This is a genomic window from Nocardia sp. NPDC024068 (genome assembly GCF_040638875.1).
GTDB lineage: Bacteria > Actinomycetota > Actinomycetes > Mycobacteriales > Mycobacteriaceae > Nocardia.
In genome coordinates, this window is the sequence record NZ_JBEZYU010000099.1 from 1 (window position 1) to 10,966 (window position 10,966).

9 protein-coding genes are annotated in these 10,966 nt (G+C 71.2%); 5 read left to right on the forward strand and 4 right to left on the reverse strand.

All coding sequences use genetic code 11. The annotated features are described in order from the left end of the window. The 3 genes from AB0F41_RS30930 to AB0F41_RS30940 form a co-directional block, all read right to left on the reverse strand. The coding region (locus tag AB0F41_RS30930; protein ID WP_357430015.1) for a DUF5682 family protein at window positions 1–652 on the reverse strand (652 nt) is incomplete at its 3' end. Next, on the reverse strand, window positions 649–1,755 hold the full coding sequence (locus AB0F41_RS30935) for an AAA family ATPase (RefSeq protein ID WP_357430017.1): 1,107 nt from the start codon (window positions 1,753–1,755) through the stop codon (window positions 649–651). The genes AB0F41_RS30935 and AB0F41_RS30930, both read right to left, overlap by 4 nt. Further along, the gene (locus AB0F41_RS30940) at window positions 1,752–4,625 is read right to left on the reverse strand and encodes an SWIM zinc finger family protein (protein ID WP_357430019.1); all 2,874 of its coding nucleotides are present in this window, start codon (window positions 4,623–4,625) and stop codon (window positions 1,752–1,754) included. The genes AB0F41_RS30935 and AB0F41_RS30940 overlap by 4 nt, the downstream gene beginning before the upstream one ends. 504 nt (window positions 4,626–5,129) lie before the next feature. Here AB0F41_RS30940 and AB0F41_RS30945 point away from each other — a divergent pair. From AB0F41_RS30945 to AB0F41_RS30960, 4 genes are read left to right on the forward strand one after another with little or no spacing between them, the layout of a single operon-like run. Continuing rightward, complete coding sequence (locus AB0F41_RS30945; protein ID WP_357430021.1) at window positions 5,130–7,622, forward strand: AAA family ATPase; 2,493 nt, start codon at window positions 5,130–5,132, stop codon at window positions 7,620–7,622. After that, window positions 7,619–8,092 (forward strand): hypothetical protein, encoded by a 474-nt coding sequence (locus AB0F41_RS30950; RefSeq protein WP_357430023.1) that lies wholly within the window; start codon window positions 7,619–7,621, stop codon window positions 8,090–8,092. Before AB0F41_RS30945 ends, AB0F41_RS30950 begins: the two co-directional genes overlap by 4 nt. A gap of 57 nt (window positions 8,093–8,149) precedes the next feature. Then, complete coding sequence (locus tag AB0F41_RS30955; protein WP_357430025.1) at window positions 8,150–8,536, forward strand: YchJ family metal-binding protein; 387 nt, start codon at window positions 8,150–8,152, stop codon at window positions 8,534–8,536. Window positions 8,537–8,593: 57 nt separating this feature from the next. Beyond that, window positions 8,594–8,893, forward strand: coding sequence for a SelT/SelW/SelH family protein (locus AB0F41_RS30960; protein WP_357430027.1), 300 nt, complete (start codon window positions 8,594–8,596; stop codon window positions 8,891–8,893). Window positions 8,894–8,898: 5 nt separating this feature from the next. Here the strand turns inward: AB0F41_RS30960 and AB0F41_RS30965 are convergent, their stop codons facing one another. Continuing rightward, window positions 8,899–9,117, reverse strand: coding sequence for a zinc ribbon domain-containing protein (locus AB0F41_RS30965; RefSeq protein WP_357430029.1), 219 nt, complete (start codon window positions 9,115–9,117; stop codon window positions 8,899–8,901). Window positions 9,118–9,233: 116 nt separating this feature from the next. On the opposite strand from AB0F41_RS30965, the gene AB0F41_RS30970 reads away from it, so the two are divergent. After that, the gene (locus AB0F41_RS30970; protein WP_357430031.1) at window positions 9,234–10,799 is read left to right on the forward strand and encodes a carboxylesterase/lipase family protein; all 1,566 of its coding nucleotides are present in this window, start codon (window positions 9,234–9,236) and stop codon (window positions 10,797–10,799) included. Window positions 10,800–10,966 lie beyond the last annotated feature (167 nt).

Here is a 10,966-nt window from a genome sequence, read left to right on the forward strand (position 1 = left end):
GGTGGCCGCCTGCGTGTCGGCAATGGGCCGGCGGCTGAACATCGAGAAGTGCGCGTGGGTGAGCAGCATCAGGCAGATGTTGTCCGGGTCTTTCAGCGGCGCCGTCCGCCGACTCCCCGGCCGGCTCGCCGCCGGACGGCTCGGCGATCTCCTCGACGATCGCGGTATCACGCAGGGCCGCCATGGCCTCGGTGATCGCTTCGAAGGTCCGGGTATCGCTGCTGGATTCGACCACCGCGTCCCACCAGCGTTCGGCGTCGTCGTATCCGCCGGCCACCGCCAGCTCGCCCAGGGCGTCCCGGCCTCCGGTGCGGTCGTCGACGGCCAGCGCGTGGGCAGCGGGCAGATCACAGAACCGCACCGGGATCTCGTGAGTGATCGCGTAGCGCAGGGCCTGCCATTCCGGCGAGAACACCGCGTAGGGCCAGAACGCCGCCCGGGCCGGTTCGTCGGCGACATACCCGAGCAGCGCGACCGGCGGAACCATGGTCTCGGCCGCGGCAAAGGCGACCAGCGGATCGGCGTCCGCGGGGCCTTCGATCAGGATCGTGTCCGGCCGGAATTCCTCGAGGGCCAGCCGTAGCGAGCGGGCCGAACCGGGGCCGTGATGCCGGATTCCGAACACGCGGGTTTCCCCGGAGTCCGTACTCATCCGCCGATCTCCCGGCAGGCGCGGTAGAAATCGGACCATTCCCGGCGTTCCCGCACGACGGCCTCCAGGTACTCGGTCCACACCACCGAATCGGCGACCGGATCCTTGATGACCGAGCCGATCACCGCACCGGCGATATCGGAGGCGCGCAGCACACCGTCGCCGAAATGCGCCGACAGCGCCATGCCGTTGGTGATCACGGAGATGGCCTCGGCGGTGGACAGGGTGCCCGACGGCGATTTGAGTTTGGTGCGGCCGTCGGCGGTGATCCCCGCGCGCAGCTCACGGAAGATCCGCACCACCCGGCGTACCTCCTCGGCCGCCGCCGGGACCTCGGGCAGTTCCAGCGCCGCGCCCAGCTGCGCGACCCGCCGGGTGACGATCTCGATCTCCTCGGATTCCCCGGCGGGCAGCGGGAGCACCACGGTGTTGAACCGGCGGCGCAGCGCCGAGGACAGTTCGTTCACACCCCGGTCGCGGTCGTTGGCGGTGGCGATCACATTGAATCCCTTGGCCGCCTGGACCTCCATCCCGAGTTCGGGAACCGGCAGGGTCTTCTCCGAAAGGATCGTGATCAGTGCGTCCTGCACGTCCGACGGGATGCGGGTGAGTTCCTCGAGCCGGGCGATCGCGCCGCCGCGCATGGCGTTGAGAATCGGCGACGGCACCAATGCCGCGTCGCTCGGACCCTCCGCGAGCAGCCGGGCGTAGTTCCAGCCGTACCGGATGGCCTCCTCCGCGGTACCCGAGGTCCCCTGCACCAGCAGGGTCGACGAACCACTGACGGCGGCCGCGAGATGTTCGGAGACCCAGGTTTTCGCGGTACCGGGCACACCGAGCAGCAACAGGGCGCGGTCGGTGGCCAGGGTCGCCACCGCGACCTCCATCAGCCGGCGCGGACCCACGTATTTCGGGGTGATCACCGTGCCGTCGGCCAGGGTGCCGCCGAGCAGGTAGGTGACCACTGCCCAGGGCGACATGGTCCAGGAGGGCGGGCGCGGGCGGTCGTCGGCGGCGGTGAGTGCGCGCAGTTCGTCGGCGAAGGCCTGCTCGGCATGGGGGCGCAGCAACTGCGGGGCGGGTTCGGTTCCGGTGGTGGTCACTTCAGCTCCTCGAGCATTACGGATCGTTGGTGCAGGTCGTGGGCGAGTACGCCGAGCGCGGCCGTCCAGTGTTCGTCGTCGCGCCGTCCGGCCAGCGCGGAGACCTCGCCCGCGCAGCCGGGCGGCATATGCAGTGCGGCGGTGTGCAGCAGCGACCGGTGCGCGTTCGGATGGGTTCCGGGGGCGCCCGGCCGCCGCGCCGCCGTCCGGGCCCGCTCCTCGAACAGCCGGAGGAGATGACGAGCCAGCTCCGGCGGCCACGGCTGCGCCACCGCCGGGAGCAGCGATTCGAGTTCGGACAGCCACGAGCTGTCCAGTCGCAGCAGATGACGCAGTTGGTCATCGGGCGGGATGAGAGCGAACAGCTCGCGGCGGCGCAGGATGGCCAGGTTCGACGGCATCCCCGCGGCGAACAGTGCCGCCGCCCACGCGGGATCGCGGTGGGCGAGTGCGGCGTCCATCCACCCGTCGAACAGCGGCTGCCGGAACCGGTCGTCGATCCGGGTGGACACGGCCCGGTCGGGAGTGCCCAGGGGCTCGGTCCAGCAGGCCGGGGGCAGTGCGGCGACCAGCCTGCGCAGCCGGGTCGCGGCGATATCGGGCAGCCCTTCCCAGCGGTAGCCGAATTCCGTGGTGCTGTCGGTGAAACCGTCGCGCGCGGCCGCCTCGTCGAGGGTCGCCGGAATATCGACGAGCATTTCGCGCCCCGGTCCGGGTGCGTCGTCGCCCGCGTACTTCACCCAGGCCGCGGCGCGGGCGGTCATCCGGGCGGAGAAGGCCGAATCGGGCAGCCCGGCCAGCAGTTCCGCGGCCGTGCGCCGCACATCGCCGCGCCGGTCGTCCAGTGCCCGCTCCAGCAGTTCCTCGTCCGCCGCGCCCAGACCGTCCGCCAGCACGGCCAGCAGTCCGGCCTTGACGGGGCCCGATTCGCGCGGCCACGCCTCTTCCAGGGCGATTCGCGCGGCGGCGGGATCCTGCCGGCGTCGCACACTCAGCCAGTGCAACCGTTCGGGATCCGCGCCGAGCCGCCAGGTCTCCTCGCCCGGTTCCGGTTCCGCGGTATCACGCCGGACCAGCTGGTGCCACCGCTCGAATCGGCCGGCCAGCCAGCGACCGCGGGTGCCGGCGAGCCGCAGCGCGGACTCCCGTGACACCGCATCGCGTGCGGCGAATTCCAGCAGCGGTCCGGCCAGCCGATCGGGTGCCCGGTAGTCGTGTAGGCGGGCGGCGGCGAACCATTCCGGGAGGAAGTCCTGGCGGGTTTCGATCAGCAGCGCCAGTTGATCGGCCGCGGCGCCGGGCAGGAGCGGGCGCGGATCCACGGCGGCGGGGTCCGCCGGAACCTCGGTACGCTCCGGCAGCCGCCCGCCGCGTGACCACGCTATTTCCAGAGCTGCCGTGGCCAGCAAACGGTGTGCGGGGTCTGTTTCCGGCAGCGCCGCGACGGCCGCGCCCACCGGTCCCGGCAGATCCGGCCCACCGGCCCCGCGAGCGGTACCGAGCAGTGCGACCGACGCGGCCTCCGCCGTCGCCTCGATCGCGGTTTCCGGGAATTCGGCCCGCGGGCCCGCATCGTGGAACTCGTCGGCCACCAGTACGGAGATCACGTCGAGCCGCCGTCCGGTCCAGGTGCCGAAGACGGTGACCGGCCGCCCTCCGGAGAGTGCGAGCAGCCGCCACGGCTCGGCGGCGGCCGCCAACGGCAGTGCGGCGCCGTCTGGTTCGGTGACCAGCAGATCCGCGCCGGTCCGGGCGGGTATCACGTCGTGCAGCAGCACCGGCCGGGACTCGAGCCAGGGATCCGCGGCCGCGGCGGTCGCGAAATCATCCAGTGCCGCCGCGATGGTGCCCGCGCCGGTGGCCCGGAGGTCGGCAGCCGAAGGTGACTTCGTCACGGATTCGCTGCCGGGGGTGTGCCCGACCACGGCGCGCAGCGGCGCGGCGCCCGGGTAGAAGTGCAGATCGGCTTCGGTCGCCAGACCCGGCGGCGGGACCCGGGACGGAAAGGACGGTGTGCCGTGCGAATGATCGAGGATCAGCGCCCAGCGCCCGGTATCCAGCCCGTACAGCCAGCTGCTGCGGGTGTAGAGGCGATCCTCCTCCCGGGTGCGCGTTCCCATCGTGAGCCAGCGATCCCGGACGGCGGGTTCGGTGTGCACCGAATCCGCCGGAACCGGATACCCGATATGGCCGCGGACCGTCGCGGCGAGCGGGGCCGGCAGCGTATCCAGATCCGCGTGGGCGCGGATCAGCAGATGCAGCCAGGCGAACCGGCCGAGCACGATCTGTGGCCAGTCCGCGGCGAGCACGACGGCCGTGGGAAGCCGGCGCAGCGCCGCGGCGATACCGGGTGCCTGGGCGTCCACCATCCGCGCGGCCACGGCCTCGTAGGCGGCATGCGAACGATCCGTCTGGGCCAATCCGGTGCGGATCTGGTCGGCGAGCCAGATATCGAGCTCCGCCAGCCCCGCGGCGACCCGTTCCCGCCGCTGCGGAGTGGGGGTCGCGGCGCCCGTTCGCGGGGGCCGGGCCGGGGCGGCGGCCTGCCGGGCGCGGCGGTCCAGCCATTCGGCGGCGAAATCGGCGGTTTCCGCGGCTTCCGCCACGGTGCCCGCTGACCAGAGCATGAGCAGGGACAACGCATGTTTGCAGGGAAACTTGCGGCTCGGGCACGAGCACCGGAACGCAGGTCCGGCCAAGTCCACGATCGTCTGGTACGGGGTACTCCCGCTGCCCTTGCACAACCCCCACAGCGCGGTCTCGTGCCACCCGGTTCCGGACCATTTCCCGGCCAGCTTGCGTGCCGCGGTGAGTGAGCCGGTATCCGGCGCGAGCGCGCTCACCTGGTTCTCCGACCACCGTTGCGTCATTCGGCGGTCTCGTATCGGTCGGTCATCGTGCCCCCGTTCCTCGGTCGCGAGATTTCTATCGCACGGCACCGACAGTTTCCGGACGCAGGCCCGGTGGCCACGGAAAAGCTTGGCGCCGAGCCATATTCGAGGAGGTGTGCGGGATCGTAAATATTGCGTGATCGGTGTCGCTCTGGCATTCTGTCCTGTTCGGCCAGACCGAGCCACCCCAGCAGGGTGACACACCAGCGAGCTGCCCGACGGGGTTGGCGAGGGGTGGCCATCGGCGTGCGGTCGCGCAGCGCCGATGACCAGATCCCATCCCCGCGGGCAGGTCGAGTGTTCCGGCATTGTGTCCGGAAACGTCCAACGGACAGCGCCGTTCGAGGCGACCGTCCGGGACGCCCGACCCGGGCTCCACTATCAGAATCGAGTGCCATCGGGTAGCGTTCCGCTCAGCTTTCGACCGTTCGACCGCACCGGGGGCCGGGGTTACGTGTGGTCTCGAGGGGGTGGAGAAGTTTCGTGGAATCTGTGCGTGCGAAATCCGGGGAAACGCCGCTGCCTCCCGGCGAACTGGTGACGCGCCGTGTCGACGCGGATCCGGATATCCCCGACGCGGTTGCGGCCGTGGTTCGTGCCGCCCTGAATCCGCCCGAATCCAGGTCGTCCGATGACACCGCGGCGGGTTCGGCCCGCCTCGGTCTCGAGGGGATCTTCCTGCGGGCCATCCGGGTCCGGGGCTTCCGCGGTATCGGGCCGGAAACCGTGCTCGAACTGCCCGACGGACCCGGACTCACCGTGGTCACGGGCCGCAACGGCAGCGGGAAATCGAGTTTCGCCGAGGCCGCCGAACTCGCGCTGACCGGCGGAAATCGGCGCTGGGACGGCCGCTCGTCCGCCTGGCGGGAGGGTTGGCGCAATCTGCATCACAGCGGTCCGGTCCGGGTCGAGCTGGAAATGCGTAGTGACGGCGCGCGGGCGCCGCTGACGGTCGCCAGGGAATGGTCGTCCGAGGATGCCCTGCCCGGCGGCCGCTGGACCCAGCGGCGCGGCGACGGACCCCCCGCCGGGTTCGCCCGTACCGACTGGGCCGTACCGATGGAGCTGTACCGGCCGTTCCTGTCCTACAGCGAACTCGGCGCGCTGGTCGACGGTAAACCGAGTGAACTGTTCGACGCCCTGCATCAGCTTCTCGGCCTGGACGAGCTGATTCTGGCGCACGAGCGGATCCGCGCCCGCCGCCTCGAACTCGAACGTGCGGCCCGCGCCGCCCGCCGTGAACGCCTGGCACTGCGGGCCGATCTCACCGGCATTCCCGATGAACGCGCGCTGCACGCCGGCCGGATACTGCGGGCGCACGCACCGGATCTGGTCGCACTGGATCGCCTGGTGGAGCGGACCTCCGGTGGGCCGGAACCGGCCGCGCTGCGCGCGCTGCTGGCACTGGAACTCCCACCGGCGCAGCGGGTGGCGGCACTCGCCGACCGGCTCGCCGCCGCGCGCGCCGCGGTCCGGGTGGCGAGCACGCCGGAGACGGAAGCCGATCTGCGGATACTCGAGCTGCTGCAGGCGGCCCGCAACCATGCGATCCGATCCGATCCGGCCGGGCCCGGCCGGGATCACCATGTACGGCCCGGTGCCGGGCAGGCCGCCGCAGACGCCTGCCCGTGCCCGGTCTGCGGCCGGGGCGAACTGGATGAGCGGTGGTTGCGGGAGACCACCCTCGTGATCTCCGAACTGACCCGGCGGACGGCCGATCTGGTGCGGGCCCGCGGCGAACTCGCTGCCGGACTGGCCGAACTCCGGGCGCTTACCGAGGCGGTACCGGCCGAGCTGGCGGCCGCCGAGAAACTGGCGTATCTCGACACCGCGGCGTTGCGCGCGGCGTGGGAACAGTGGGCGGCGCTGCCGGAATCAGCGGAAGATCCGCCCGGCCGGTTGCCCGCCGTCTACGAGCGCGTCGCCGCCGAACTCGGGTTCGTGCGTCGCCGGGCCGGTAAGGAACTGGACCGCCTCGACGAGGTGTGGGCCCCGTTCGCGCCGCGGCTGCGCGACTGGCTGGAGCTCAGCAGGACGGTCGCCGCCCAGAGCGCCGAGTTGCAGACCACGCGCGCGGCCGAGGAATGGCTGAAAACGGCGACCGCGCAGGCCCGCGACGAGCGGATGACCCCGCTGGCCAGTACGGCGCGGTGGGTGTGGCAGAGCCTGCGCCAGCAGAGCAGCATCGAACTCGGCGGAATCCGGTTGCAGGGCAATGTGAACACCGCCCGCCGGGTGCAGCTCGAGGTCACCGTGGACGAGGTGGACGGCGCCGCGCTCGGGGTGATGAGCCAGGGTGAACTGCACGCGCTGGGCCTGGCGCTGTTCCTGCCGCGGGCCACGGTGGCGGCGAGCCCGTTCCGTTTCGTCGTCATCGACGATCCGGTGCAGGCCATGGACCCGGCCAAGGTCGACGGCCTGGCCCGGGTGCTGGCGGCGGTGGCGTGGGACCGCCAGGTGGTGGTCTTCACCCATGACGATCGCCTCGCCGAGGCCGTGCGGCGGATGCAGATCGACGCCCGGATCCTGGAGGTGCAGCGGCGGGAACGGTCGGTGGTGGAGGTTCGCTTGTCCAGCGACCCGGTGCGCCGCTATCTCGACGACGCCCGCGCCCTGCTGCGTACCCCGCAGCTGCCGCGGTCCATCGCCGACGAACTCGTCGCCACCTGCTGCCGTTCGGCGTTGGAGGCGGCGAGCCTGGCCCGGGCCAAACGGGTGCTGCTCGCCGGCGGGATGGACCACCGGGATGTGCAGCGCCGCATCGATACCGCCCAGTCGACCCGCGCCATGGTGACGCTGGCCGTGCTGGGGCCCGGCCGCCGAATCGACGATCTCAACAAGGAACTCGCCAAGGAGGGCCGGTGGGCGGTCGAGGTGGTCCGCGACGCCACGGCGGGCGCACATATTCCGATCTCGCGTGATCTGGGCGAGTTGATCGCCGATACCGGGCGTTTCGTCGATTGGCTGGCGCGGTGACCGCACCCGGTTCCGAGGGCCGTCGTGGGACCGCGCGCCGGCGGACGCGCGCCCGCCGCGACGGCCGGACCGGTCCGCGGGACCACGCGCTACCGCCGGGGCCCCGGCCGACCGTGCCCGAACGGCTGGCGGTGGTGGACCGGTTGCTCGACGGGTCGGTGCCGGCGGCGGGCGGGGTGTGGTCCCGGGCCACCGCGTGGATTCTGCGGATCGCGCTGGAACAGTCGGTGGACGAATTGTGGTCGCGTACCGAACCGGATCTCATGCGCTGTCCGATGCGCGCCCAGCTGCTCGCCCTGCGGGTGCTCGCCGATCCCGCGACCGCGGCCCGGGTCGCCGCCCTGTGGACCGCGCTGTCGCATGCCACCCACCATCACGACTATGAACTGGCGCCCGGGGTGACCGAACTGCGTCGCTGGCGTGACGACACCGCGCGTATCGCGCAGGACCTGGCCGCGGCCGAACCCTGACGCCGGAGGCGGTGCCCCGTCGTCGCCGCGGCGGCCGGTGCCGCGCAGAATCGGGGCGTGGACGATACGACACTGTGCCCCTGCCGCCGCGGCGACACCTTCGGTGCGTGCTGCGGGCCCCTGCTGGCCGGGCGGCCGGCGCCGAGCGCCGAGTCATTGATGCGTTCTCGCTATACCGCGTTCGCGCTCAGCGACGCCGAGTATCTGTTGCGCACCTGGCATCCCCGCACCCGTCCGGCCGATCTCGACCTCGACCCGGATCGCCGCTGGCTGTTCCTGGAAATCCTGCGCAGCGAGGCCGGCGGTCCGTTCGACGATTCCGGAATCGTCGAATTCATCGCCCACTACCGAGATTCCACCGTTCGCGCCACGTTGCACGAGGTCAGCCGCTTCGTCCGGTCGGCAGCCGGATGGCTGTATCTGGACGGCGAACTCGAGGCCTGACCGGCCGAGCCGTCCTTCGCCCGGGCATCCGAGTGCAACCACGGTAGTCTGCGCACCATGCCGCGGATCGCCATCGAATACTGCACCCAGTGCCGCTGGCTGCTGCGCGCGAGCTGGATGGCGCAGGAATTGCTGAGTACCTTCACCACCGAGATCGGCGAGGTCGCCCTGATACCCGGCGAGGGCGGAATCTTCCGGATCACGGTGGACGGGACCCAGGTGTGGGAGCGCCGCGCGGACGGTGGCTTCCCGGATATCGCGGTACTCAAGCAACGGGTCCGCGACCGGATCGCCCCGGATCGTGATCTCGGGCACGCCGACCGTGATCGAGGTCCGGCATCATCCGGCGCGAGCTGAACGGCTCAGCCGCAGCAACCGCCACCGCAACAGCCACCGCCGCCGGTGGTGGGTGCCGGGGCCATCGGCGCGGCCGCCCGCCCGCCGGTGGCGAAGGTCGTCAGCAGTTTCACCGTGTCGTCGTGGCCGCCGGGGCAGGCCGCGGGATCCGACGACTCCGCCATCGGACGTTTGACCTCGAAGGTGTCGCCGCATTCGCGACAGCGGAACTCGTAACTCGGCATACCCGCATTGTAGGGATGCCCCGGTACCGGAAATTCGGGAGCAACGCGACAAATCCGAAACCAAGGTGTAACCACTTCACCCGTACCCTCGAATGCACAGGTAGAGGAGGTCTGCGATGAACGTCCAGTTCTTCGGGGTGGCACCTGAGACAGGTGAGTCCGCTCCGGTGGCCCGGACCGAGTTCGGCGCGGTCCGGGGCACCCGGGAGGGCTCCCTGTCTGTGTGGCGTGGAATTCCGTACGCCGCCGCTCCGGCGGGTTCGCGCCGATTCCGGCCGCCGCGGGCCCGGGAACGCTGGGAGGGGGTCCGTGACTGCTTCACGGACGGGCAGATCGCGCCGCAGGATATGGACAACACCGTCCCCATGGACCGCTCCCTTCGCATGGGCGAGGACTGCCTCTGGGTCAACATCTGGGCCCCGGCCGAATCGGCCGAACCGCGTCCGGTGCTGGTCTGGCTGCATGGCGGGGCCTACTGCCTGGGCTCGGCCGCGCAGGCGGTATACGACGGCAGCCATCTCGCGGCATCCGGCGATGTCGTGGTGGTCACGGTGAACTACCGGATCGGCGCCCTGGGCTTCCTGGACCTCTCCTCACTGTCCGACGAGTTCGTCCCCAATCTCGGCCTCCTCGACCAGCTCGCCGCACTGGAATGGGTCCGCGACAATATCGCCGATTTCGGCGGCGACCCCAGCAATGTGACCCTGTTCGGCGAATCCTCCGGCGCCGGCTGCGTCACCGCGCTGCTCACCGCCCCGCGCGCGGCGGGCCTGTTCCAGCGCGCCATCGCGCAGAGCCCGCCCGCCACCACCGTCTACGGCCGGGAACGTGCCGCCGGGGTGGCCGAACGGTTCCGCGAACTGGTCGACCTGCCCCGGGCCCGGATCGACGAACTCCTGACCTGTCCGATCGAACGGATCGTACGGGCGGCCGCGGTCCTGATCGACGAAGTGCCGCTGCTGTCGCCCGGGACGCTGGCGGCCGCGCCGGTGGTCGACGAAGATCTGCTCCCCGGCTATCCCACCGACCGGTTCCGGGACGGTCGCTCGCATCGGGTGCCGCTCATCATCGGCACGAACAAGGACGAGGCCTCGCTGTTCCGGCTGTTCCGCTCACCGATCATGCCGGTCACCCCGCAGGCGGTGAACACCATGCTCGAACAGGTGCAGGCCGGCCATCCGGGACTCTCGGCGGAACGGCTCGCGGAGATCACCTCGGTCTACCCCGACCTGGCCAAACCGCGCGGCGCCCTGGCCATGTCCACCGACGCCGCCTTCCGGATGCCCGCGCTGTGGGTCGCCGACGGCCACGCCCAGCACTCCCGGACCTGGATGTATCGCTTCGACCACGCCACCCCGATGTTGCGTGCCGCCCGGGTCGGCGCGGGTCACGCCACGGAACTGCCGTATGTGTTCGGCAACTTCGGCACCTTCGACCACGATCCCACCTTCTGGCTGGGCGGCCGGAGACAGGCGGTCGAGGTCTCGGGCCGGATGATGCGCCGCTGGCTGGCCTTCGCCGAGCACGGGGTCCCGGCCGCGCTCGACGGTTCGAAACACTGGCCGCCCTACCACCCGGAGTCCCGCGACACGCTGCTGATCGACACGGTAGATCGCGTGGTCCCCGACCCGGAAGGCGAACTGCTCACCGCCTGGGGAGAACGCGCCGTCGGCTTCGCCTGAGTGGTGGACGAGGTATCGGGATGAGTACGGAGGCGCGGTACGTATCGCGCCGGCCCGCGAAGGTGCTGTGTTTTTGGCGCGCTGGCGCGCGCGGGGTTCGGCCCCCTGAGCGTCTGCTGTCAGCCCTCGAGACTCGTGGCTTCGCCACATGCGCTTCGAGGGCTGAC